Source organism: [Enterobacter] lignolyticus SCF1 (assembly GCF_000164865.1).
Taxonomy (GTDB): domain Bacteria; phylum Pseudomonadota; class Gammaproteobacteria; order Enterobacterales; family Enterobacteriaceae; genus Enterobacter_B; species Enterobacter_B lignolyticus.
Genome location: NC_014618.1, coordinates 585,088 through 610,787 on the forward strand (window position 1 = coordinate 585,088; position 25,700 = coordinate 610,787).

General features: G+C 48.8%; 22 protein-coding genes and 1 other RNA gene. 10 read left to right on the forward strand and 13 right to left on the reverse strand.

Annotated features, from left to right (window positions below; all coding sequences use genetic code 11):
• Positions 1–16: 16 nt before the first annotated feature.
• Together ENTCL_RS02850 and agaR are read left to right on the forward strand one after the other, a co-directional pair.
• On the forward strand, positions 17–829 hold the full coding sequence (locus tag ENTCL_RS02850) for a DeoR family transcriptional regulator (protein ID WP_013364594.1): 813 nt from the start codon (positions 17–19) through the stop codon (positions 827–829).
• A 323-nt stretch (positions 830–1,152) separates the two neighbouring features.
• Entirely contained in the window at positions 1,153–1,923 is a 771-nt protein-coding gene (gene agaR, locus ENTCL_RS02855) for a transcriptional repressor AgaR (RefSeq protein WP_013364595.1), read from the forward strand.
• A gap of 43 nt (positions 1,924–1,966) precedes the next feature.
• Here agaR and ENTCL_RS02860 read toward each other — a convergent pair whose 3' ends face one another.
• From ENTCL_RS02860 to ENTCL_RS02885, 6 genes are read right to left on the reverse strand one after another with little or no spacing between them, the layout of a single operon-like run.
• Positions 1,967–2,887, reverse strand: coding sequence for an ROK family protein (locus ENTCL_RS02860; RefSeq protein WP_013364596.1), 921 nt, complete (start codon positions 2,885–2,887; stop codon positions 1,967–1,969).
• An 18-nt stretch (positions 2,888–2,905) separates the two neighbouring features.
• Positions 2,906–4,162 (reverse strand): Gfo/Idh/MocA family protein, encoded by a 1,257-nt coding sequence (locus tag ENTCL_RS02865; protein WP_013364597.1) that lies wholly within the window; start codon positions 4,160–4,162, stop codon positions 2,906–2,908.
• 57 nt (positions 4,163–4,219) lie between these two features.
• A complete protein-coding gene (locus tag ENTCL_RS02870; protein WP_013364598.1) occupies positions 4,220–5,332 on the reverse strand; it encodes an ABC transporter ATP-binding protein in 1,113 nt (370 codons plus the stop codon).
• A gap of 9 nt (positions 5,333–5,341) precedes the next feature.
• Positions 5,342–6,166, reverse strand: a complete 825-nt coding sequence (locus ENTCL_RS02875) for a carbohydrate ABC transporter permease (protein ID WP_013364599.1) — start codon at positions 6,164–6,166, stop codon at positions 5,342–5,344.
• Positions 6,167–6,170: 4 nt separating this feature from the next.
• Positions 6,171–7,121, reverse strand: a complete 951-nt coding sequence (locus ENTCL_RS02880) for a carbohydrate ABC transporter permease (RefSeq protein WP_013364600.1) — start codon at positions 7,119–7,121, stop codon at positions 6,171–6,173.
• A 59-nt stretch (positions 7,122–7,180) separates the two neighbouring features.
• Complete coding sequence (locus tag ENTCL_RS02885) at positions 7,181–8,428, reverse strand: ABC transporter substrate-binding protein (protein WP_013364601.1); 1,248 nt, start codon at positions 8,426–8,428, stop codon at positions 7,181–7,183.
• A 360-nt stretch (positions 8,429–8,788) separates the two neighbouring features.
• Here ENTCL_RS02885 and rnpB point away from each other — a divergent pair.
• Positions 8,789–9,163: RNase P RNA component class A (gene rnpB, locus ENTCL_RS22485), an RNA gene on the forward strand.
• A gap of 204 nt (positions 9,164–9,367) precedes the next feature.
• On the opposite strand, the gene ENTCL_RS02890 is transcribed toward rnpB, so the two are convergent.
• From ENTCL_RS02890 to ENTCL_RS02910, 7 genes are all read right to left on the reverse strand, one after another.
• Entirely contained in the window at positions 9,368–10,033 is a 666-nt protein-coding gene (locus tag ENTCL_RS02890) for an ABC transporter ATP-binding protein (protein ID WP_013364602.1), read from the reverse strand.
• Positions 10,030–10,806 carry an ABC transporter permease gene (locus ENTCL_RS02895; RefSeq protein WP_013364603.1) on the reverse strand — a complete coding sequence of 259 codons (777 nt, stop codon included), beginning with the start codon at positions 10,804–10,806 and terminating at the stop codon, positions 10,030–10,032. The genes ENTCL_RS02890 and ENTCL_RS02895 overlap by 4 nt, the downstream gene beginning before the upstream one ends.
• A 37-nt stretch (positions 10,807–10,843) precedes the next feature.
• On the reverse strand, positions 10,844–11,179 hold the full coding sequence (locus ENTCL_RS22595) for an IS3 family transposase (RefSeq protein WP_013364604.1): 336 nt from the start codon (positions 11,177–11,179) through the stop codon (positions 10,844–10,846).
• Between the two features lie 75 nt (positions 11,180–11,254).
• On the reverse strand, positions 11,255–12,040 hold the full coding sequence (locus ENTCL_RS02900) for an alpha/beta hydrolase (RefSeq protein WP_013364605.1): 786 nt from the start codon (positions 12,038–12,040) through the stop codon (positions 11,255–11,257).
• 55 nt (positions 12,041–12,095) lie between these two features.
• Complete coding sequence (locus tag ENTCL_RS22600) at positions 12,096–13,184, reverse strand: hypothetical protein (RefSeq protein ID WP_013364606.1); 1,089 nt, start codon at positions 13,182–13,184, stop codon at positions 12,096–12,098.
• Between the two features lie 78 nt (positions 13,185–13,262).
• Positions 13,263–14,108 (reverse strand): hypothetical protein, encoded by an 846-nt coding sequence (locus ENTCL_RS02905; protein WP_044611877.1) that lies wholly within the window; start codon positions 14,106–14,108, stop codon positions 13,263–13,265.
• Positions 14,109–14,182: 74 nt separating this feature from the next.
• A complete protein-coding gene (locus ENTCL_RS02910) occupies positions 14,183–16,594 on the reverse strand; it encodes a glycosyltransferase (protein ID WP_013364608.1) in 2,412 nt (803 codons plus the stop codon).
• An 840-nt stretch (positions 16,595–17,434) separates the two neighbouring features.
• On the opposite strand from ENTCL_RS02910, the gene ENTCL_RS02915 reads away from it, so the two are divergent.
• The 7 genes from ENTCL_RS02915 to ENTCL_RS02945 all read left to right on the forward strand — a co-directional run bounded on the left by ENTCL_RS02915 (position 17,435) and on the right by ENTCL_RS02945 (position 25,667).
• Positions 17,435–17,710 (forward strand): YdgH/BhsA/McbA-like domain containing protein, encoded by a 276-nt coding sequence (locus ENTCL_RS02915; protein ID WP_013364609.1) that lies wholly within the window; start codon positions 17,435–17,437, stop codon positions 17,708–17,710.
• A 533-nt stretch (positions 17,711–18,243) separates the two neighbouring features.
• Positions 18,244–19,182, forward strand: coding sequence for a transcriptional regulator TdcA (tdcA, locus tag ENTCL_RS02920; protein WP_013364610.1), 939 nt, complete (start codon positions 18,244–18,246; stop codon positions 19,180–19,182).
• 95 nt (positions 19,183–19,277) lie between these two features.
• On the forward strand, positions 19,278–20,267 hold the full coding sequence (tdcB, locus tag ENTCL_RS02925; RefSeq protein ID WP_013364611.1) for a bifunctional threonine ammonia-lyase/L-serine ammonia-lyase TdcB: 990 nt from the start codon (positions 19,278–19,280) through the stop codon (positions 20,265–20,267).
• A 49-nt stretch (positions 20,268–20,316) separates the two neighbouring features.
• On the forward strand, positions 20,317–21,648 hold the full coding sequence (gene tdcC, locus ENTCL_RS02930) for a threonine/serine transporter TdcC (RefSeq protein ID WP_013364612.1): 1,332 nt from the start codon (positions 20,317–20,319) through the stop codon (positions 21,646–21,648).
• Positions 21,649–21,740: 92 nt separating this feature from the next.
• A complete protein-coding gene (tdcD, locus tag ENTCL_RS02935; RefSeq protein ID WP_013364613.1) occupies positions 21,741–22,949 on the forward strand; it encodes a propionate kinase in 1,209 nt (402 codons plus the stop codon).
• Positions 22,950–22,969: 20 nt separating this feature from the next.
• Positions 22,970–25,264 (forward strand): formate C-acetyltransferase, encoded by a 2,295-nt coding sequence (pflB, locus tag ENTCL_RS02940; RefSeq protein ID WP_013364614.1) that lies wholly within the window; start codon positions 22,970–22,972, stop codon positions 25,262–25,264.
• A 13-nt stretch (positions 25,265–25,277) separates the two neighbouring features.
• Positions 25,278–25,667 carry an enamine/imine deaminase gene (locus ENTCL_RS02945; protein ID WP_013364615.1) on the forward strand — a complete coding sequence of 130 codons (390 nt, stop codon included), beginning with the start codon at positions 25,278–25,280 and terminating at the stop codon, positions 25,665–25,667.
• Positions 25,668–25,700 lie beyond the last annotated feature (33 nt).

Sequence of the window (25,700 nt, forward strand, 5' to 3'; positions counted from 1 at the left end):
TGGTAAGGATTAGCTTATGAAAAGCGCAGAGGCCTCCGTCGATAAACGCATTCCAGGCACCAGCGAAAGGCGGGAGCAGATTATTCAGCGGTTGCGCCAGCAGGGCAGCGTGCAGGTAAATGACCTGGCAACGACGTTTTGCGTTTCCACGGTCACTATCCGTAATGACCTGGCGTTTCTGGAGAAGCAGGGAATTGCGGTACGCGCCTACGGCGGCGCGCTGATCTGCGACAGCCATACGCCGTCGACGGAGCCGTCGGTAGAAGATAAAAGCTCGCTCAATATTGCGCTCAAGCGCAGTATTGCCCGGGTGGCGGCCGAGATGATTTTGCCGGGACACCGGGTGATTCTCGACTCCGGGACCACCACCTTTGAGATTGCGCGCCTGATGCGCCAGCACAACGACGTGATCGCCATGACCAACGGTATGAACGTCGCTAATGCGCTGCTGGAGGCCGAAGGCGTTGAGCTGCTGATGACCGGCGGGCACCTGCGTCGCCAGTCGCAGTCGTTTTACGGCGACCAGGCCGAGCAGTCGCTGCAAAACTACCATTTCGACATGCTGTTTCTCGGCGTGGATGCCATCGATCTTGAGCGCGGCGTCAGCACGCACAATGAGGATGAGGCCCGTCTGAACCGCAAAATGTGCGAAGTGGCGGAACGGATTATTGTGGTGACGGACTCCAGTAAATTTAACCGCTCCAGCCTGCACAAGATTATCGATACGCCGCGCATTCACACGATCATCGTCGATGAGGGAATTCCTGATGAGAGCCTGGAAGGGCTGCGTAAGCTTGGCGTTGAGGTGGTGTTGGTAAAACAGCAGTGAACAAACGGTAAAAATGTGATGGCCTTCAACGCCTGTGAAAAACCCGCTCAGCGCGGGTTTTTTTATCTGCGGCTTTCGCTTTTCCTGCGTCAGGCCTGAATCGGCGCGGCGGTCGGCGGCCGTCGTGCTTTCACTGTTAGCGTTTTGTCCTTTCGATTGGCACAAAACGAAACAATAGCGACGATTTCAGTCGGAAAAGAGGCGCTGCAACGGTGCTCACAAATTCACCTTTTGGCTTCTGATGTAATATATTCGAAAGACAATGAAAGCGTGTTAACGCCAAAAAAATAAAAGTCGTTTGCAAACCTGATGGAGCTTAAGCAATGTTAGATAGCGTAAAACGTCGCGAGCAGATTATCGATCTGCTGTGCGATCAGGGCAGCGTGCGGGTCGAACCGCTCAGCGTCCACTTTGGCGTCTCGTGCGTGACGATCCGCAACGATTTGCGCTATCTCGAACAGCGCGGCTGCGCGCTGCGATCCTACGGCGGCGCGGTGCTGAACCACCATTTCGCCTTCGATCGTCCGCTGCAGGATAAGGACAGGCTTAACCGCGACGTCAAATCGCAAATTGCTGAAAAAGCGGCGAGTTTCGTCAAAGACGGCGACACGCTGATCCTCGATTCCGGTTCCACCACCACGCTGATCCCCGCTTTTCTCAAACACCGCCGCGATTTAGTGGTGATGACCAACGCCCTGAACATCGCCTGGGAGCTGGCCAATTTTGAGCGTGTGGACGTGATGCTGCTGGGGGGCAACGTGCGCCAGAGCGTCTTTTCGCTGTACGGCCCGTCGGCAGAGCATCAGCTGCGCCAGTACCGGTTCGATAAGCTGTTCCTGGGGGTCGACGGTTTCTGTCTCGATGCCGGGATCACCACGTCGCATCCGGGCGAAGCGCACATTAACCGGGTGATGTGCCAGGTGGCGCAGGAAGTCACCGTGGTGGCGGATTCCAGCAAGTTTGGCCGCAAAAGCTTTTGTATGATCCGCGAAGTCGGGGAGATCCATCGGGTGATCACCGATAGCGGTATCCCCGGACACTACCGCCAGGCGCTGGAGAAAATGGGCGTTGAGGTTGTGCTGGCCGATGAGTAGCGCGCGTTAAAAGAGAGGGGAAGCACCGGCTTCCCCTGGTCGTTTAGCTTTGCAGCGCGTACGGTTCCGCCTGCAGCAGGGCGGCGCCGCGCACGCCGCTGGTGGCGCCGTGGACGGCCGGCAGGATCTTCGCCGGCTCCAGCCCCGGGAACAGATAACGCGTCATCGCCTGCGGCAGCAGGCTGTAGATAGCCTCGACATTCGACACCCCGCCGCCCAGCACGAAGGCGTCGACATCCAGAATCAGCTGCAGCTGCGCCAGCGTACCGCCGAGCATATCCACCCACGCCGTAATGGTAGCGACCGACTGCGGCTCCTGCTGCCGATACCCCTCCCACAGCGCGTCCATGGTCACCGTTTTACCGCTAAAGTGGCGGTGCAGCCCGAGCAGGCCCGGGCCGGAGAGGTAGCGCTCCACGCAGCCGCTCAGGCCGCAGCCGCAGGCAAGCTCGGCCAACTGATAGCGGCGGGCGAACTGTGCGGCGAGGGGCAGGTGGCCAAACTCGCAGGCCATCCGGTTGCGTCCGCGGTACAGCTGCCCGTCGATCACCAGCCCGCCGCCCAGCCCGGTGCCGATAATGGCGCCGAAAATGCGCGGATACTGGCGCGCCTGCTGGGTATGGGCTTCCGAAAGCGCAAAGCAGCAGCAGTCGTTATCCACCGCGATGGGGCGGCTGACGCGATCGATAAGATCGTCGACAATGCGCCGTCCGGTCAGGCAGGGGACGTTGGAGGACAATAGCTCGCCGGTGTGTCTGTCCATCAGTCCGGGCATGCCGATGCCGATTTTCCCCTGGGCACCGGTCGCCCAGTCGGCGGTATCGATAAGCGATGAAAAGGTGGATAAAAACAGCTCGTAGTCCTGTACCGGCGTGGCGACGCGCTTGCGCCAGCGAATCTGCATCTCGTCATCAAAGGCAACGATTTCCGTTTTAGTGCCACCAATATCAATGCCGTAAAACATGCCGCGTCTCCTCAGGCGTTACAAATCAATCAGACGGTTTTCCTTGCGCGCCCGCTCGGCGGCAAACACCATCAGGTGGCTTTCCAGAGATTCATCCGGTCCGGAGAGGATCAGGCTTTGATCGCCCGCCATCACCGCGTGGATGAATTTATCCATCAGGTAATAGTCGCCGCCGCCGTGGCCGCCCATCTGCGTTTGCGTACCGTCCGGGATCTCATCCACGGTATGTACCGTTTCGCTGTCGGTCAGGAAATCAAAAACGCGGATCGTTTTACCGTTCCCCTCCAGATAGCCGCGGGTACCGAACAGGCGCGTCTGGCGATCCTCCATTTTGGTGAACGCCGTCATGGTAAAGGTGACCGTCTGCTGGTGGGCAAAGCGGAAGTTGACCACCTGATGGTCGACCACGTCGTTATCGCAGCGGTAGACGCAGCGGCCGTAAGGGCCATCGCGTAGCGCCTGGCGCACGTTCTCTTCGGTCGGATCGGCGGTCAGCACCCGGCGAAAATGCGGCGTACATTTGTGGTTATCGCCAAGATAGATTTTGCTGGCGGACCAGGGGCAGGCGGCTTCGACCTGGCAGTCGAGGCAGCGGTCGGCGGCGCCCGTGGGCTGGTTCTCCGGCACAAAGTGGCTGAGGCTGCCGAAGGAGCTGACCTGACGGCAGTTATCGCCCATGATGTAGCGGATCCAGTCGAGATCGTGACAGGATTTTTGCAGCAGCATAAACGACGACTGCGCCTCATTGCGCCAGTTGCCCCGCACGAACGAATGGGCCTGATGCCAGTAGCCGACCGGCTCCAGGTGCTGCATGCTCAGAATATCGCCAATGACGCCGTCGTTGAGCAGCGCTTTCAGCTTCTGCGTATAGCGGGTGTAGCGCAGCACGTGCGCGACGGCCAGCAGCACGTTGTTACGTTTAACCGCGTCGATGATGGTTTCGCAATCTTCCGGCGTCGGCGCGATCGGCTTTTCAAGCAGAATATGGTAGCCAAGTTCGGCAAAGGCGACGGCGGGCGCTTTGTGCATGTTGTCCTGGGTGCAGATCAGCACCACGTCGGCCATGCGCGGGCGCTGCGCGGCGTCCTGCCAGTCGGTGAAGACGTGGCTGTCGGCAATCTGATGCTGTTCGACAAACTGCTGGCGATAGCTGTTGCGCGGTTCGGCAACGGCGACAACCTGCATTCTGTCAGGGTGCTCCAGCGCATAGCGTGAATAGATTTCACCGCGGGCGCCTGCGCCCACTACCAGTACCGTGACTTTCTTTGCACACATAAAACCTCCCAAATAGCGCCCCTTGCGGGCGCGCTGCGTTTTCTCTGGTGTTATTCGTTAATTCAGGGCTAAGTTTTCTTCATCCGTCTTGCCGAACAGGTAGGCGGCGTTGAGGTTGAATTTGACGTTGATCTGCTCGCCGGGCTGCGGCGCCCAGTCGACGGTCGCGTTAACGCGTAAAATCATGCGCAGACTGCCGATATCGAAATGCAGCAGATCCTCATTGCCCATACGTTCGACGTTGGCGATACGCACAGACTGCGCCCCGGGGTCACCAGCGGCGGCCAGCGAAATCGCCTCCGGGCGAATACCGAACCAGACCTGCTCCTCGCGGTAGCCTTCCAGCAGCGAAACCATCGCGGGCGGCAGCGGCAGCGTCGTCTGCCCGCCAAGCGCCAGGGCGGTGTTGTGGTCGGTCAGCGGCACAAGATGCAGGTTCATGGCCGGGTTACCGATAAACCCGGCGACAAACTTGTTCTTCGGCTGATGGTAGATTTTCCCCGGCGTGTCGACCTGCATAATCTGGCCGTTGTTTAACACGCAGATGCGATCGCCCATGGTCATGGCTTCAATCTGATCGTGGGTAACGTAAATCATGGTCGCGCTGACCCCTTCATCGCGCAGCTGGCGATGCAGTTCGGTTAAGCGCACGCGCATCGACACGCGCAGCTTGGCGTCGAGGTTGGACAGCGGCTCATCGAACAAAAAAACCTCCGGTTTACGGACGATAGCCCGCCCAACCGCCACGCGCTGGCACTGGCCGCCGGAGAGCTGCCCCGGCTTTTTGCCGAGCAGGTTTTCGATTTCCAGCTTGCGGGCCGCCTCGCGTACGCGCTTATCAATCTCCTGATCGTTCATTTTACCGAGCAGGCTGAAGGCCATGTTTTTATAGATGGTCATGTGGGGGTAGAGCGCATAGTTCTGAAACACCATCGCTACGCCGCGCTCTTTGGGCAGCAGATCGTTGACGTGGCGCTCGCCGATGGTGATGTGCCCGTCGGTAATATCTTCCAGCCCTGCGACCATGCGCAGCAGCGTGGATTTTGCGCAGCCGGAGGGGCCAACGAACACCATAAATTCGCCATCATGGATGTCGAGGTTAATTCCCTGAATGGCGCGAAAACCGTTGGGATAGACTTTGCTCACGGACGTAAACTTTATCGCTGACATAAAAACCTCTTACCCTTTAATTCCGGCACCGGCGATACCGCGGATGAAGTAGCGCTGGAAGAAGATGTAAAGCAACAGCATGGGAATAATGGCCAGCAGCGCGCCTGCCATCAGCATCGGATACTCCACCCCGGAACGACCGGAGAGCGAGGCCAGCCCCACCGGCAGCGTCATCTTGTTCATGGAGGTGTTCACAATCAGCGGCCACATCAGGTTGTTCCAGCTCCACAGGCCATTGATGATGACGCAGGCGATGATCCCGGGCTTAATCAGCGGCAGCATGATTTTGAAAAAGATGGTCAGATGGTTGTAGCCATCCATGATGGCCGCCTCCTCTAGCTCCTTAGGCACCGACATAAAGAACTGACGCAGCAGAAAAGCGCTGTAGATACTGAATAAGCCCGGCAGCACCAGCCCGGGAATCGAGTTCAGCAGGCCGAACTTCTCAATGGTTAAAAACTGCGGGATCAGGAAGATTTGCCCCGGCACCATCAGAATGGAAATGCAGATCATGAAAACCGCATCGCGTCCTTTAAAGCGCAGGCGCGAGAAGCCGTACGCCGCCATGGCCGCAATCAGCGTCTGCAGCACCACGATAAGCAGCGTGGAGACGATGGAGTTGAAATAAAAGCTGGCGAACGGCATTTCGCGCAGCACTTTGCCGTATGCCTGAAAGCCCGGGTTTGCCGGTAGCAGCACCGGCGGTACGGCTATGCTTTCAGCCTGGGTTTTCAACGAGGTAATCATCATCCAGATGAACGGCACGACGGTTAATAGCGTTGCCAGGATCATCAGGCCGTAGGTTATCCATTTTTCGCGCTTGCTCATAAACATAGTGCTACCCCTGCCGTGCTTTCAGTCGTTTACCTACCCAGATTTGCAGCAGCGTAAGCGCCATCGTCAGCAGGAAAATCACTACCGCAATGGCCGACGCATACCCCTTCTCCTGATAGATAAAGGCATATTTATAAAAGAGATACGCGATGGTCATGGTTTGATCGTCAACCATCGACGAACTGCCGAACAGCAGGTACACCACGTCGAAGATCTGCAGCGTTTCGATAAAGGCAATGACCAGCACAAAAAACAGCGTCGGGATCATCAGCGGCAGCGTGATGGACCAGAAGCAGCGCAGTTTGCCGATGCCATCAAGCGAGGCCGCTTCGTAAATCTGTTTGGGGATCCCCTGCAAACCGGCGAGCAGGATGATCATCTTCAAGGCAATCGCCGACCAGATAATCACGACTGAGGCGCTCAGGCGTACGACGTCAGGGTCGGAGAGCCAGCCCACGGCGGGCAGGTGAAAAAAGCCCAACAGCTGGTTTAACAGACCGAAATTGCGGTTCATCAGCCACTGCCACACCATAGCGATAGCGGCGGGCATGGTGACGGCGGGTAAAAACAGCAGGGTGCGAAATAACCACTGGCCGCGTATAGCCTGATTAAGACCAATCGCCAGCAGCAGAGACAGAAAGGTAATCAGCGGTACGCAAATCGCGACATAAATTAAGGTATTGCCGACGGCAGAAAGAAATTCGGCGTCGGACCATAAATTAATATAGTTATCGAAGCTGATAGTATTCCAGATCTGAAATTCGCCGAGATCGGTAAAGCTGTAAAATACGTTTTGAATAAATGGAATAAAATAAAAGACGGTCAGCCCGGCAATCAGCGGCAGGATCATCACCCAGCCCCAGAAACGCTCCTCTTTTTCCCGTCGGCTCAGGGCGTTCTTTTTGGTTTGGGGCGCTGAGAGCAATGGACGGCTTGTTTCATCGGAATAACTCATATTCACTCCAGCACGGCGGTGAGAGGATATTCAAAGCGGGGAGCAGGGCTCCCCGATGATTATTTTTGCATTTCCCGTTCCATGCGTTGCGCAACGCCCGGCATCACCGTTTGCGGGTCGGCGCCCATCCATACTTTCTTCAGCCCATCGTTAAAAATACTGCTCCATTTCGCCGTATTGGATCCGGCCGTCGGGTATTTATGGGAGAACGACAGGGAATCGACGTAGGCCGAAACATCGATCGTTTTAAAGGCGGCGGCCCAGTCTTTGGCGACTTTTTGGTTCGCCGGGATCACCACTTTGCCGCTGGCCAGAGTTTGCTGAGCATGCTCGGAGCTCATAAAGGCGATAAATTTCCAGGCCGCTTCTTTATGCGCGCTCTTTGACGACATGGCGAAGGCCAGACTGTGAGAGACTCCGGCTTCCCGCGCCATTTTCGGCATGGGCACGACGCCGATATGATCTTTGATGAGCTCGTTTTGCGAGAACGGCAGCGCCCACCAGGAGCCGGCATAGACCATCGCCACTTTGTTTGACTGGAAGACATCGGCGGCTTCGGTTTCGCCCGGCGGTTGGATCAGCCCGGTTTTCAGCATCTCCTGGACCTGACGATAGGTGCCGAAGGCTTTGTCGTTCGCGACATCGGTTTTACCGCCTGGCAGCACAATGTCGTCGCCCGCCTGCAGTAGCAGGTTGAAGTAGCTGTCCTGACCGCTGCTTAGCTCCATCGCCAGCGGGTAGGACTGCTTATCAAGCCCTTTACGCAGCTGCTCGCTTTTTTGCTTGAGGGTATCCCAGGTCCAGCCCTTTTCCGGGTAGGAAACGCCGGCTTTGTCGAACAGGTCTTTGTTATACCAGACGGCAATCGCGTCAATATCGCGAGGAATTGCGTACTGTGCGGACTGGTACTGGTAGGCATTGACTGAGCTTTTCACAAAATCATCAAGCTGCGGCGCGCCGGGCGTTTTTAAATATTGGCTTAATGGTTCCAGCATGCCGTTTTTTACATATTGCTGGAAGTTTGGCATGTTCATCCAAAATACATCTGGAGCAACATTTCCACCCACCGCTGAGCTCAGCTTAATAAAATACTGGTCGTAAGGTGTTAATTCCGCTTCGACTTTAATTCCAGGGTTTTCTTTCTCAAACTCATTAATTAACTGCTGTTCTCCGGGGAGCTGATTGCGGTCCCACAGCGTGTAGCGAATAGTCACTGGAGCATCCGCGGCATTAACCATGGCGGGCACGGCTAATAAACATGAAATGAATCCGGCGACAAGCGTAGTGTTATTTTTAATAGAGTACATAACTTCCCTCTGTTCAGAAGGTTGATGAGGTAAATTACAGGCGCAATTGGATAATCGTGGCGCTCATGGATAAAGTCAAATAAGGGAAAAATCGTGAATTATCGCTTCAAAACGTCTTTCGCTTTCGGTGTGTTTCTGTTTTTTCAAACTGAAAGTCTTCTGTTCGAAAGTAACGGCGTAAAGGATATCTGATTCATAGAGTTAGGCGCGAAAGTCGCCGGGAAATCGAAAAAAAGCGGGTATAATAAAAAACATTCGATTGTGTGAGCGCAATCATTTTTTTATCTGGCCGCGCCAGCCTCCGTGGCGGACAGTGTGCAGAGGGTGACATTGCGGTGCAAACCCTCTATACTGCGCACCGAAGCTGACCAGACAGTCGCCGCTGCGTCGTCGTCCTTTCGGGGAGACAGGCGCAGGGGAGGAAAGTCCGGGCTCCATAGGGCAGGGTGCCAGGTAACGCCTGGGGGGGAAACCCACGACCAGTGCAACAGAGAGCAAACCGCCGATGGCCCGCGCAAGCGGGATCAGGTAAGGGTGAAAGGGTGCGGTAAGAGCGCACCGCGCGACTGGTAACAGTTCGCGGCACGGTAAACTCCACCCGGAGCAAGGCCAAATAGGGGTTCATAAGGTACGGCCCGTACTGAACCCGGGTAGGCTGCTTGAGCCAGTGAGCGATTACTGGCCTAGATGAATGACTGTCCACGACAGAACCCGGCTTATCGGTCAGCTTCACCCTATTCTAAAACAATGCGTTGGTGTATCCCAGTTTTTTGAAATAAAGAATGGGATACACCAACGACTGTTGCCTTCCTGTTGGAAAGAGTTAGCAGTGGAGTGTCATACACTCCAGTCACAATTCGATACTTGGTTAGTTGATAGCAAGAGAGTTCGCAAAGACAATAAGACCAGCATTGGTATGTTGAGGTGAAGCTATACTGGCTACAGCCCTTCATTTTCTTTATATTTATTAATAGCTTCTGCAACTGAGTCGTAATAGTTTATGTTGTTGTGTCGACCTATAAACAATGCGGCATCGCAATATTTCTGCAATACAGCCATACTATGTGAGACCATCAAGAAATTAGATTCTTTATGGCGTGAATTAAAAAGTACATCACATTTTTTTTTGAATTTTTCATCACCAACAGAAGTGACTTCATCCACAAGGTAATAATCAAATTTAAATGCCATGCTCAACCCAAAACCTAATCGTGACTTCATACCAGATGAATACGTTTTTATAGGCATATCAAAGTATTTCCCCAATTCGGAGAACTGTTCAACAAAATTAATTTTGTCGTATAATTCATCTTTCTTTGAAAAAAGCCTGGATACAAATTTTACATTCTCTCGCCCTGTCAAACTTCCCTGGAATCCACCCGATAAGCCAACGGGCCAGGATATTGTCTGGTCAGTCAGAATGGAACCGCTGTCTGGTCTATCTGCACCACCTATCATTCTCAATAACGTGGATTTGCCAGCCCCATTACGCCCAATCAATGCAATACTTTTTCCCGTTGGGAGTGTCACATTCAGATTCTTAAAGACGTAATGTCGACCTTTTGGTGTTCTGTAGGATTTTGTCAAGTTTTCAATTTTAATCATGAGGTTAACATCTCTCTTTCTCTGAGGCGATATGCGGCTAAACCTAGTGTGGTAATGAGTAAGGAAACGACTGCTAAATAATTAATGTCGGCACCTTCACTAATATATCCAACACAAACGGCTTCACGACTAATTTCAACGATGTGAATGATAGGATTCCATAAGAGATAGGGCCAATAATCTTTTGGTACAGAATGAAGGGGGAACATGATACAAGAAATAAAATAAAGTGGTTTCACTATGATCGGTAAAAATTTTTCTGTTTCTGGGAATGAATGACCTATAACCATAAAAATCATTCCCATACCACAAGACAGGAAAAACAACATAAACCATGTAATAAATAAGGTGACGATCTTGATGATTGCCATATCCTCACCAAGAATCTTGAGGATTACCATGAGTACAATATAGACAAAAATATAAATTATGGTTTCTAATATGGCCCTTGCAAGTATAGTATCAATAGGTTTTACTGGTCGATAATTAAACAACCCTTGATTTGCTTCAATTGCATTAATGCTGCGTGAGGTAATATTGCTAAAAATAAAAAAAGGGATAATGCCATTAACCAAAAAAACTGGGAACGAGATATCTGGCATTGTACGATGCATTACGTAACCAAATATTCCAACCAATACCATCAAATGTGCAGCGGGTTCAAGTATCGCCCATAGGTAACCTAGTCGATATTTTCCAAAGCGGGTTTTCATTTCTCTCATGAACAGTGCTTTTATTACCGCTCGTTGTACTTCAATGCCTCGTCTTGCCATTTTTCATCCACATATTTAAAATTTTAAATTTGTACTACTATTTTTCTCCACACTTATTGGGTTCCTCCTGGAAAATACAAGAAAGAGCCTGGCGAAGAATGTCATTGCTGCGACGAAGATTTCGGTTTTCGCGCTCCAGTTCTTGTAAGCGCAGTCGTTCACTGGTGGTGAATTTAGTGTTGGCATCACCATTTATATCTCTGTCATACTGGCGTATCCAGGCCCGTAGCGTATTGGAATGACAACCAATATTTGAGGCGATGACACGAATGGCACTCGACTCGGAGTCATAGTTATCACGATTATCCAGAAAGACTTTAATTGCGAGTTCACGTAACTCGGATGGATAACGGTCTGCGGTATTTGATTTCATTTAGAGTAACCTTCAACTAATTTTTTGCTTCCAGCAATGTGCCGGTGAATTATGATTTAATGGTAAGAGGATTTATTATGTTGTTTTTAATATTGGAGATACCAACTCACAGCTTAAAAAATACAGTATTTCATTCATGGAGTTTCTAACAACGTTGTTGTGTCGAGTAACATATGATTCGTCATTATGGTAAACTATTAATTCACTTTTTTTCACTGAATTGATTTCCATTACCAGTTGGGGAATATGGTCAAGGTATGTTTCATCATTCCTGGAGGTGACTAAATATATTCGAGAAGGATGGTGTAATGAATTTCTGATAACATCTCTTAGATGAACAGAATATAATACTTTGTCATCAATTGTAGCATTGTCAGGATAAATATAAGAAAGATAGCTCTTGTATCTGTCAATCCATTTGACCAGATCGAACTGAGGAATTGCACAGATCACGGCACCGACACCTATTTCATGTGAAAAGAGTAATGCCGCATATCCTCCTTTAGAAAAACCTAGCATGACAATATTTTCTTTTAATAGTTTATAATCTCTTATTTTTTCATTTATAAAACATATTACAGCTTCTTTAGTGTCCAGACTTCCGTTGATACCAAGGTAATAATCGCCAACTAACCCACGATCATCTTTTATATATATTTTTCTGGAATTAAAGTATTTTAGTCCAGCCAAAAGTGTGTAGGGATAACGTTTGTCCTTATCACTTGACTTCTCATCACCTAAAGACTGAAAAATAAAAATCAATTTACTTTCACCACGATAATTTTCTACGGGGAACGGGTCTTCTATATATGTTAGGGTAACGCCATTTTTAGCTTTGTATTTTTTTTCATTAAATCCCATGACAACCTCTTATTGTTGAAAGTATACAAATATATTTTCGTATAAATTGTTAATGCTACAGGCAGCCATAAAATCTCTTTGCGAACTCATTGAACTCATCATGACAGTTTATTTTCGGGAATTCATTAGAGCTAAAATCATTTGCACAAAAAGAATGAGGTCGGTTGTTAGTTGTCTTTGCATCTAATAAGCGGTTATAGAAAAAGGATGCCGCTGGAGAGCGAATGTTAAAATAATAGCTGATATCAATCATAGGGGACGCAGCACTAAAAAGAAACTGTAAGTATGGAACAAAAAATGTAGCCATATTTAGATCTGTTTCTGCTCTGAATTTATTCGAAAGAAAAGAAAATATTTCATCTTCCCAAAGTTTATAGGCTAATAAGTAATAACTTTTTCTCAGAGGGACATAAGTATGGATGAGATATTGGCTAAATGTCTGGCCAAATCTTTCCAAAAAAAGTCTATTGCAATTATTACACGCCACTGATGTTGCTGTGGTGTTGTTGCCTCTATCTATCCATTTGTTACCAATAAATATACTTGCAATATCATTTGACTGAAAAAAATGCGAGGCACTAACTTCTCTCGATACAAAAAAATCGTCATTAAAATAAATAAAATGTTCAGATAGTCCATTGATTTTATGTAAACATGCTTCAATTACATGAGAATTGAACGTTGGTAAGAATTTCTCTGGAATTATTTGCTTATGATCAATAATGAATGTTTTATCTCTAATGGTGGTCGGAATGACTGGGAGCTGTCCATCGGTAACAATATATATATTACGAACCCAGGGCATAAATTTGCTGACGCTGATGAGTGAATAATAAATTTCACTATGATCATCAAATCGTGATTCTTCCATTGCAAATGGAACTGTTCGCCCACTCCATTCAACAGAGCAGAGATCTCGCTTTTTTCGCCATTTGTCATCTTTGCTGGTTACCCAAGTGTATACAATATCTATATCGAAGTCAGGCGAGAATGGTGACTCGATGCAATTGCAAATGTCAATGATATGGTTTTCACCTAAAAAAATACCTCCCCCTTGAGTTAAGTGAAGCGGGTATTTATTTAGCAACGAGTCTCTAAGATAAATGTGTGGTTTAGTAATGGCCTTTTTCAATTTTCTGAGCATGATGAAATCCTGAATGAAATAATTAATACTGAAACCACACATGTAAATATAATGCTATGATAGAAAATGATCTAATAATTATGTGTTGCTGACTAATACATTAGTAGTAACATTAACGAAGATTTCCTCTTCCAGCCTGGAACTATGTGGTGTAATAGAATCAAGAAATTCTATATACCCTTCTGTATCATCATTCAGTTTGTTGAACGTGACGGCTAATGGACATCTTTCAGAACCATGAACTGTTTGAATCCACATAAATTTTTCGTAGTATCCACCGCTAAGATTCGCAAACTGTATTTTAGTTTCTATACAATTGCTGCCATAAGAGTTTGCGGCATTTATGATTGGTAAAAATGTGAATATGTAGGTGTCTAAGTGGTTAATCTTAGATAATAACTGATGGTATTGATTTAAAAGAGTATTATCAACACAGCAATAGTTTTCAGTAGGCTTGAAGTTATATTTAAAATCATCATAAATAGAGTTGAAAATATCTTGCAGGGTATCATTATCGGCTATTTGTTTCTTAACGTAGGTGATTGCAGAACGATGTTCATTAATAAAGTGATTTACGTTTGTTTCACGTAAGAAGAAAAAATTCAAGCCAATGAAAACAAAATATTCTATTTTTGGAGGTAGTCTTGAAACTATATTATCGTAAAAATCGGAATATGTACTGTAAACAACATGACTACTGTTCGTACTTGTAATAGAATCAGATATATAATATATTCTATTGAAGTTAGTATATTTCTCTAATGTTCTGCACTGATATTTTAAAGCATTTGTCTTATTCATACAGCTATCATTAATGTTGTCTATGATAACTAAATTAACTCTTGGTGCTCCCTTATATACTGATAATGCTTCTTGTGCCTGAACTATCTCTGGCGTAATACCAATATTTTCTATCATTTCCATTACTGATGTTTTCCTTTTCTCTATAGCGTCGACAAAAAACAGTCGTGGTTTTGTTAATAACTTACTTAATTTTGTCATTGAGAGCACTCTGCAATGAATTTTCTCATGATCTTGGATATTTCATAATGCTGTAGATATGTCTTTCTCGCACCAATACCGAGCTTTCTCAGCAATTCCTCATCTGTAATCAGCATTTCCATTTTTCGTGAAAAATCGGTTGTGTCGAAACAAGGGGAAATAAGAGAGTTGTAGCCGTTTTTTAAAAACTCCTTTGGACCATAGCCAATGTCGTAGCTCACGACGGGTTTTCCCATGCTGAAACTTTCAATATATACCATACCAAAGGGTTCTTTAAATGCAGTGAGGGCACAAAATGAACTATCGTAGAGCTCTTCGTATACCAATGACGTTGGTTCGCAAATTCTAACTTGATCGGCTAGGTTGAGTTCTACGACCATCGCTAACAGCAATTCTTTTTGGTCTCCATCACCATAAATATCCAGTTTCCAGTCTGGATATTTCGAGGCAATTAATGAAAATGATTCGATCAATAAATGAAATTGTTTTATTTCAACAAGGCGTCCAAACGATACAATTCGTTTTGGCCATAGACTCTTATTACACCCTTTCATTAAAGATAGTTTATCTTCAATACCATTAGGAATGTTTGTTACATTATGTATGCCTTGGCTAATATATTCTTCTTTTTGGAATTTGGTCAATGCAATAACTTTATGTGCTTTATGATAACATGCCTGAATGGACTTCTGGATTTCACTACTATGAGAACTAAATTCTTTATGCTCCTGAACCATAACGACATTAGACTTATGGCTATGCTTAATTAAATTAACGCATAAGCCCGGGAATGTACCCACGAGCGTACATCCTCGAAATGTTCTTAATATCAATAGCAATTTAATGTCAGTGAGGAGTGATAATCCAGAATATAAGTCTTCAGTTTTTTTGAATAGACGGGAACTAAATTTCGCCAGTATATTTTCATAACATTTACGAAATTTACCTTTACTTCTGGCATCATTCAAATATTCCAACCTAACGCTGGGATCCAAGTGAAGTTTAGGGATATTTCCCGTCCTGCGTAATGAGATTATAGTTACCATGTATCCTATAGATACTAAATAATTAGCCTGATTAATGACGGTCTGAACTGTTCCCCCTACACCATATAAATTGTAGCAAAAATATACAATATGATTTTGCTTCTCTTCGAGTAATTTATCTATTATATGATTTGTTTTTCCATAATTTGTATAGTCCTGCCTGACAATAGCTCTATTGTTTTTTGCCATCAGTTTGATTTTTTTATCCAGTTCATTGGATGAAAAAACCGCTTCAAGCTCATCAATTGTTCTAACCGTAATTCCCAGAAAGTCATTTGGTGAATTCATAAAATGACCTCTTGCATGTTTATAAAGGTCATAGTCAAATTGAAGGAAAATGACAGGTGTGTTTAGCAAATTGAATTCAAAGGAAACCGACGAATAATCTGTGACACATAATCTGGTGCCTTTCAATACGGCACTAAAATCATTTTGGCCGACAAACTCAATATTACCATCAAAGATAGTGGCAACGTCATTTTTTAAATGTAAAATCTTCTCATGTAGGTAGAAGACAATCTTTAAATTATGATTGCTGGCATATTCAAGAATACTATTGCTATCTTTTATTTTTTTTGCAAGCGCAAGAAATGAATTATCTTTGCTTTTGATGATCCAGTCATCTCTCCATGTAAAAAAGAACAAAATATTTTTGTTTGTTTTGTGTATTGATGGAAGGTTTTCATGTCTGGATAGCCCACTATTTATAAGCCTGCAAGGTAAAAAACCAATATTATTTATCAATCGCTTTAACGTCTGAAGGTCATCTGGATCAACAGAATTTTTGTCACTATAATAACGGGACAGTAAATATCGATAGAAGATACGTAGTTCATCTCTTTCAAAATGGCTTTTTAAATGCGGTATTTTGTACTTTAAAACTATTCTGTATGTTGACTTTATATCCTGATGTGATTGAAGAATATCAGAAACAATTTTATATTCCGATTTTAGTGAAGTGTGAAAATATCTAATTCTGCCATTGTAATGGCCTTTGCAGAAATGCACCTTTTTATATGAAATAATACCATGCTGTAGATAGACAATAGGAGCCCATCCTCTGCTAAGAGGCTTCTCTTTAAACGTCGGGAAAACATCCAGATAGCCGTCGTTGAGTAAAAGATAATCAGCCCTGTAGAATAAGCGACGATGTTTTAGGCTATCTTTAACTAAAAGATAATCGGCATAATGTTCTAACTTTCCTATATCGATATTATTTTTTTTATAAACGTAATAGGTATTTTTGAAGCCTTTGTTAATACGATGTGAGAAGTAAGCAAACCCATTGTCTCTGGCTTGTTCGCCACCTTTTTCACTAATCAAAATGAGAAAATCATCTTGTTTTTTAATATTATTTTGCATGTAAACAAATACCTTGTTTTCACAGCGCAACAGTTATAGCTGGTCGGAAAAGGTAGTATGATAGACAAGTACGACTGATATCCACTATCCACCCGGTTGGGGATGGGGTATACGTGTCAAAGATATTATCTGTTGATACGCTACCGCCCCTGGCTTTACCGCAGCCACAGTGCGAAAATATTGAAAAAAGCAAATGTACACCCTTTGTATTTAATTGAATGCTAATCATATGTAATAATGAAATCACGTGTGGTCATACACATGCTTATATGTCAGAGGATGCTAGTCTCAGTGAAATTAATTTGCAATAAAAATGTATTAATATTATATATGTTCAACCGGGCATTGTATTTTTGGTGCTTATTGATGAAGTGGCTTTATGTCAGTGCGGTGCTATAAGTAATAAATCTGAAGAATGAGTGCATCTGATTCTTCGATCACGATAGAATAAAATTAGGATTATATTTAGGGGGGGTGTCGGTGCAAGACTTTAGTCCGAAAGGTCTTACCTGAATCAGACATATGAGTGTAGACTCTAAAGGGATGGAAACTCATTCTCGTATACGTATACTCGTGCCGTAAATCCTACCCTGGTGCGGTTTGTCCATTACCCGGGCCAAAAAAGGTCTACTGGCCAAGCTGCGCTCAACTGAACCTTACCTGCCGGATCTTATGTCGATGCGATGTTTTTGCTGTTTGACGGGATTCCGTTACCCATTGACATCACTTCTCCACAATCCTGCCACAAAGATTAAACGACTTTGCATTTGTCCGCTTTCGGGTGACCGACGACGAGTCATACTTATTAACGTAGATGTCGAGTCATGAGGAGATTGAGAAATGAAAGCGACTTCTCTGCTTACCGGTGTGGTGTTTATACTGCTTTCTGGTGCTGCTCTGGCAGCGGGGCCAAAACAGGTAAATTCCGAACAGGCGGCGCAATTGCAGGAAATGGGAACCGTCCAGGTTTCCGGGATTGAAGGCTCAACCGACGACGCAATCCATGCGCTGAAAGCGAAAGCGGCGCAAGAGCATGCGGGTCACTATCGGATTGTTGCGCTGGGCAACCCATCAGACTCCAGCCAGTGGGATGGTACGGCCATTTTGTATAAATAACGGACCCTCGCCTGAAAGCCCCATTTCTCCAGATGGGGCTTTTTTGTGCCTGCTTTTGGGGATGGTTATGCAATTGTTTTATTTTTCACTCAATTGTTATTGTTGTTTTAATTTATTGATAATGAAAACCCGCCAGGCGATGAATGAGTAACAACTCATGTGATGGCAATCGTATTTATAATGAATCTTTTATTTTCTTTTTAAAATAATTTTATTTTTTAAAATTATAATATGGTTAGGTGAGTAGAGTTTATCCTTAAATCGTTTGAAATATAACCAGTTGTGACTTTTTTAAATAAAAAGTGACTGGAATTTTATCGCCATAAAATAAAGTTATTCCCATGTCATTTATTGACTAGCGTCAGGCAATCGTCTGTTTTGTGCTCAGTTAATTTATTGAATATAAAAGATAAAATTGTTTTCTGTGACCTGTGTTGGACAGGGGTTCAGGTAAATTGTGAGTCATCGCACATACCTCGATGCAGGTTATTTACTAGAATTCACGGCGAAAAATGGAATATGGAAAACGTGCTATGGATAATGTTCTTCTGCCAAAGACACAACACCTCGTTGTTTTTCAGGAGGTCATTAGATGCGGTTCTATCGGATCTGCGGCTAAACAGCTTGGGTTAACCCAACCGGCGGTAAGTAAAATTATCAGCGATATTGAAGCCTATTTTGGCATTGAGCTGATGGTGCGCAAAAATACCGGTGTGACGTTAACCAGCGCAGGTCAGGTCCTGCTGGCATACTCCGAGTCCATTACCCGGGAAATGAAAAACATGGTCAGCGAGATGAACAGCCTGAGCTCGGGTAGCGTCGTTGACGTGTCGTTCGGTTTTCCGTCGCTGATTGGTTTCACCTTTTTGCCGGGGATGATGAAAACCTTCAAAGAGGTGTTTCCTACAGCGCAGGTGTCCATGTTTGAAGCGCAGCTCTCATCCTTCCTGCCCGCACTGCGTGACGGGCGCCTGGATTTTGCCATCGGCACGCTGGATGACGAGATGCAGCTGCAGGACCTGCAGGTTGAGCCGATGTTTGAATCGGAGTTTGTGGTGGTCGCCAGTCAGTCCCGAACGTGCGCCAGGGAGATAACGCTGGAGTCGTTGAAAAACGAACAGTGGGTTCTTCCGCACACCGAAATGGGATACTACAAAGAACTGCTCGCCATCCTCCAGAAACACCACATCAACATCGAAAATATTGTCAAAACCGATTCCGTCGTCACAATTTACAACCTTGTACTGAATGCCGATTTCTTAACGGTTATTCCGTGCGATATGACAACGCCGTTCGGTTCCGATCAATTTATTACCTTACCCGTTAAGGATATTTTGCCGGTAGCACGCTATGCCGCAATATGGTCAAAGAATTATCGACTTAAAAAATCCGCCTCGGTGCTGGTAGACCTGGCGAAACGTTATTCATCACAAAATTGCAGAAGACGAAGACAGCTGGTCGAAGATATTTAATTTTAATTTAATCTGGAATTGACGAGGTTCTGTATAACAGACCTCTATGCCCTGTTATTACCTGAAATCAGAAGAATTCCTGAAAAGAGGATAATATGCACATTACTTACGATCTCCCGGTAACCCTTGAAGATATTCAGCAGGCCAAGCAGCGCCTTGCAGGTAAAATATATAAAACAGGTATGCCACGTTCTAATTACCTGAGCGAGCGTTGCAAAGGTGAAATATTTCTCAAGTTTGAAAATATGCAGCGTACCGGGTCGTTTAAAATTCGCGGCGCTTTTAACAAACTGAGCTCTTTAACCCAGGAAGAACGCCGCAAGGGCGTGGTGGCCTGCTCGGCGGGCAACCATGCCCAGGGCGTGTCTCTCTCCTGCGCCATGCTAGGTATCGACGGCAAAGTGGTGATGCCGCGCGGCGCGCCGAAATCCAAGGTCGCGGCAACGCAGGATTACTCCGCGGAAGTGGTGCTGCACGGCGATAACTTCAACGACACCATCGCGAAAGTCAGTGAAATCGTCGAAATGGAAGGCCGTATTTTCATTCCGCCGTACGATGATGCGCAGGTGATTGCCGGCCAGGGCACTATTGGTCTGGAAATTCTGCAGGATCTGTATGACGTCGATAACGTTATCGTACCGATCGGCGGCGGCGGCTTAATTGCCGGTATCGCGACGGCCATTAAGTCGATTAACCCGACGATTAAAATCATCGGCGTTCAGTCTGAAAACGTCCACGGTATGGCCGCCTCCTGGCAGGCGGGCGCAATTACCAACCACCGTAACAGCGCAACGCTTGCCGACGGCTGCGACGTCGCGCGTCCGGGAAATCTGACGTTTGAAATCGTCAGTGAGCTGGTTGATGACATCGTGCTGGTCACCGAAGACGAAATTCGCGACAGCATGATTGCGCTGATCCAGCGCAACAAGGTGATCACCGAAGGCGCGGGCGCGTTGGCCTCCGCTGCGCTGCTCAGCGGAAAACTGGACGACTACATCCAGCGCCGTAAGACCGTCAGCATTATTTCTGGCGGCAATATCGACCTCTCCCGCGTATCACAAATTACCGGATTTGTTGGGGCGTAAGCGCCCCACACCAGAACCTGGTACGGAACATTTTTGCTAAGGACACGATATGAGTAATACAGATACCCTCGTCGCCAGCCAGGCAAAAACATCGGCATGGCGTAAATCAGATACCACATGGACGCTCGGGCTTTTCGGAACCGCAATCGGCGCCGGTGTTTTGTTCTTCCCCATCCGCGCAGGCTACGGCGGCTTAATTCCAATCCTTATCATGCTGGTGCTGGCGTACCCCATCGCCTTCTATTGCCACCGCGCGCTGGCGCGCCTGTGCCTGTCGGGGAAAAACCCGTCCGGCAACATTACCGAGACGGTGGAAGAGCACTTCGGTAAAACCGGCGGCGTGGTCATCACCTTCCTGTACTTCTTTGCGATTTGTCCGCTGCTGTGGATCTACGGCGTGACGATTACCAACACCTTTATGACCTTCTGGGAAAACCAGCTGGGCTACGCGGCGCTGAACCGCGGGGTGGTGGCATTATTCCTGCTGCTGCTGATGGCGTTTGTCATCTGGTTTGGTAAAGACCTGATGGTGAAAGTGATGAGCTTTCTGGTCTTCCCGTTTATCGCCAGCCTGGTGCTGATTTCGCTCTCCCTGATCCCGTACTGGAACTCTGCGGTTATCGATCAGGTCAACCTGAGCGACATCGCCTTTACCGGTCATGACGGTATTCTGGTCACCGTGTGGCTGGGTATCTCCATCATGGTGTTCTCTTTTAACTTCTCGCCGATCGTCTCTTCTTTTGTGGTCTCCAAGCGTGAAGAGTACGAAAAAGACTATGGTAACGACTACACCGAACGGAAATGCTCGCAGATCATCTCCCGCGCCAGCATGCTGATGGTCGCCGTGGTGATGTTCTTCGCCTTCAGCTGCCTGTTCACGCTCTCTCCGCAGAACATGGCGGAAGCGAAAGCGCAGAACATTCCGGTGCTCTCCTATCTGGCGAACCACTTCGCCACCATGACCGGCACTAAATCCACGTTCGCTGTTGTGCTGGAGTTCGGCGCGTCCATTATCGCGCTGGTCGCTATCTTCAAATCCTTCTTCGGCCACTACCTCGGTACGCTGGAAGGCCTCAACGGTCTGATCCTCAAGTTTGGCTACAAAGGCGATAAAACCAAAGTCTCTACGGGCAAACTGAACACCATCAGCATGGTCTTCATCATGGGCTCCACCTGGGTGGTGGCTTACGCCAACCCGAACATTCTGGACCTGATTGAAGCCATGGGCGCGCCGATCATCGCCTCTCTGCTGTGCCTGCTGCCGATGTACGCCATTCGTAAAGCGCCGTCGCTGGCGAAATACAAAGGCAAACTGGACAACGTGTTTGTCACCGCGATTGGCCTGCTGACCATTCTGAATATTGTCTACAAACTGTTCTAATCACTTATACCCGTCCACGTTCAGGCTGCCGCGCTGCAGCCTGAATCCTTCAGGTATACAGAGCTCAAAATAAGGATGAGCGGAGAATCCGAATGATTGAATTCCCTGTAGTGTTGGTCATTAATTGCGGTTCATCGTCGATTAAATTTTCGGTCATGGATGCACAATCGCAGGATGTATTACTGACAGGTATTGCGGAAGGTATTAATACCGAACGGGCGACATTAAGCCTTAATGGCGATGAGCCTGTTGAATTACCCCAGCAGAATTATGAGTGTGCGCTCGGCACGATTACCGTTGAACTGGAAAAACGTAATTTAATGCAGAGCGTGGCGCTGATTGGCCACCGTATTGCCCACGGCGGCAGCATTTTTAATGAGTCCGTTTTAATTACGGATGAGGTTATCGAGTTAATTCGTCAGGTATCGCCGCTGGCGCCATTGCATAACTTCGCCAACCTGAGCGGCGTGGAGTCGGCGAAGCATCTGTTTCCGGGCGTGAAGCAGGTGGCGGTATTTGATACCAGCTTTCACCAGACGCTGGCGCCGGAAGCCTATCTCTACGGCCTGCCGTGGCGCTACTTCGAAGAGCATGGCGTGCGCCGCTACGGCTTTCACGGGACGTCGCACCGCTATGTCTCGCAGCAGGCCCATGCGCTGCTGAATCTCGACGAGCAGGACTCCGGGTTGGTGATTGCTCACTTAGGTAACGGCGCCTCTATTTGCGCGGTGCGTAACGGCAAGAGCGTGGATACCTCAATGGGGATGACGCCGCTCGAAGGGCTGATGATGGGCACCCGCTGCGGCGATGTGGACTTCGGCGCCATGAGCTGGATTGCCAGCCAGACCGGCCAGACCCTCAACGATCTGGAGCGGGTGGTGAACAAAGAGTCCGGCCTGCTCGGCATCTCGGGGCTCTCGTCCGATCTGCGCACACTGGAAAAAGCCTGGCATGAAGGGCATTACCATGCCCGGCTGGCGATTAAAACCTTTGTTCACCGTATTGCCCGCCATATCGGCGGACACGCCATGGCGCTAAAACGCCTCGATGGCATTATTTTTACCGGCGGCATTGGCGAAAACTCGACGTTAATTCGCCAACTGGTCGTTGAACATTTGCAGGTGTTAGGCGTTACGCTTGACCCCGCCAAAAACCAATTACCGGGTAAAGCCGGGGAGCGAATTATTTCTCAGGCGGATTCACTAACGGCCTGCGCCGTTATTCCAACCAATGAAGAAAAGATGATTGCGTTGGACGCCATTCATTTAGGAAAAATTAACGCTCCAGCTGAATACGCTTAATTTACAGAGAGACTATTTTCATGAAGGTAAATATCGATACCAGCGATATGCTGTATACCGACGCCTGGCAGGGATTTAACGGTTCGGCGTGGAAAAACGAAATTAACGTTCGGGATTTTATCCAGAATAACTACACCCCGTATGAAGGCGATGAATCCTTCCTTGCCGACGCCACGCCTGCGACCACCGCGCTGTGGGAAAACGTCATGGAGGGCATTCGCCTTGAAAACGCCACCCATGCGCCGGTGGATTTCGACACCAACGTCGCGACCAGCATCATTGCGCACGCGCCGGGCTATATCGACAAGCGCTTAGAAACCATCGTGGGTCTGCAAACGGATAAGCCGCTCAAGCGCGCGCTGCATCCGTTCGGCGGCATCAACATGATCAAAAGCTCGTTCGACGCCTATGGTCGTGAGATGGACCCGCAGTTTGAGCATCTGTTTACCCATCTGCGCAAAACCCATAACCAGGGCGTCTTCGACGTCTATTCGCCGGATATGCTGCGCTGCCGTAAATCCGGGGTGCTCACCGGTTTACCGGACGGCTACGGCCGCGGGCGCATCATCGGCGACTATCGCCGCGTGGCGCTGTACGGTATTGCGTATCTGGTGCGCGAACGCGAGCAGCAGTTTGCCGATCTGCAGCCCCGCCTGCAGCGCGGTGAAGATCTGGAGGCGACCATTCGCCTGCGCGAAGAGCTGGCGGAGCACCGCCGCGCGCTGCTGGAGATCCAGCAGATGGCGGCAAGCTACGGCTGCGATATCTCCCGTCCGGCGCAAAATGCCCAGGAGGCTATCCAGTGGCTGTACTTCGCCTACCTCGCGGCGGTGAAATCGCAGAACGGCGGCGCGATGTCGCTAGGCCGTACGGCGTCGTTCCTCGACATCTATATTGAGCGCGATATGCGCGCCGGGCGTCTGAACGAAACCCAGGCCCAGGAGCTTATCGACCACTTCATCATGAAGATCCGCATGGTGCGCTTCCTGCGCACGCCGGAGTTTGATTCGCTGTTCTCCGGCGACCCTATCTGGGCGACGGAGGTCATTGGCGGGATGGGGCTGGATGGCCGCACGCTGGTGACGAAGAGCTCGTTCCGCTATCTGCACACGCTGCATACCATGGGGCCTGCGCCAGAGCCTAACCTGACGATCCTCTGGTCAGAAGCGCTGCCGATCGCGTTTAAAAAATACGCCGCGCAAATGTCGATTGCGACCTCCTCGCTGCAGTATGAAAACGACGATCTGATGCGCGCTGACTTCAACAGCGACGATTACGCCATCGCCTGCTGCGTCAGCCCAATGGTCATCGGCAAGCAGATGCAGTTCTTCGGCGCCCGCGCCAACCTCGCAAAAACGCTGCTGTACGCAATCAACGGCGGGGTGGATGAGAAGCTGAAAATCCAGGTCGGACCGAAAACCGCGCCGTTAATGGACGACGTGCTGGACTACGCCACGGTGATGGAGAGCCTGGATCACTTCATGGACTGGCTGGCGGTGCAGTACATCAGCGCGCTGAACCTTATCCACTATATGCACGACAAGTACAGCTACGAGGCTTCGCTGATGGCGCTGCACGACCGCGATGTGCACCGCACGATGGCTTGCGGTATCGCCGGGCTGTCGGTGGCGGTGGATTCGCTGTCGGCGATTAAGTACGCGAAGGTGAAACCGGTTCGTGACCACAACGGGCTGGCGGTCGATTTTGTCATCGAGGGCGAGTACCCGCAGTACGGCAACAACGACGAGCGCGTGGACAGCATCGCCTGCGACCTGGTCGAGCGCTTTATGCGTAAGATTAGCGCGCTGCCGACCTACCGCAACGCGGTGCCGACGCAGTCGATTCTGACCATCACCTCCAACGTGGTGTACGGCCAGAAAACTGGCAATACGCCGGATGGCCGCCGGGCGGGAACGCCGTTTGCGCCAGGCGCTAACCCGATGCACGGCCGCGATCGCAAGGGCGCGGTGGCCTCGCTGACCTCGGTGGCGAAACTGCCGTTTGCCTACGCCAAAGACGGGATTTCCTACACCTTCTCCATTGTCCCGGCGGCGCTGGGCAAAGAGGACAGCGCGCGGAAAACCAATCTGGTGGGGCTGCTTGATGGCTACTTCCACCATGAGGAGAGCATCGAAGGCGGACAGCACCTCAACGTTAACGTCATGAACCGCGACATGCTGCTGGATGCCATTGAGCATCCCGAGAAGTACCCCAACCTCACGATTCGCGTTTCCGGGTATGCGGTGCGCTTTAACGCGCTTACCCGTGAACAGCAGCAGGACGTGATCTCCCGAACCTTCACCCAGGCGTTATAACGCCGGAGGAACCATGAGAAAAAATATTGAAACACAGCGCGCGCCCGGGGCCATCGGCCCCTACGTGCAGGGGATCGATCTGGGCGGCATGGTGTATACGTCAGGCCAGATCCCGGTGTGTCCGCAGACGGGGGATATCCCTGCCGATGTGGTCGATCAGGCGCGTTTGAGCCTGGAAAACGTCAAGGCTATCGTCGTTGCCGCCGGGTTAGAGGTGGGCAGTATTGTGAAGACGACCGTGTTCATCACCGACCTGAACGATTTTGCCGCCATTAACCAGGTCTATCAGCAGTTCTTTGATGAGCATCAGGCTACCTATCCGACGCGCAGCTGCGTGCAGGTCGCCCGCTTGCCAAAGGATGTGAAGCTGGAAATTGAAGCCATCGCGGTACGCGGCGCCTGACCGAGCCTCTGCGGGGCGCAGCTTCGGCTCGCC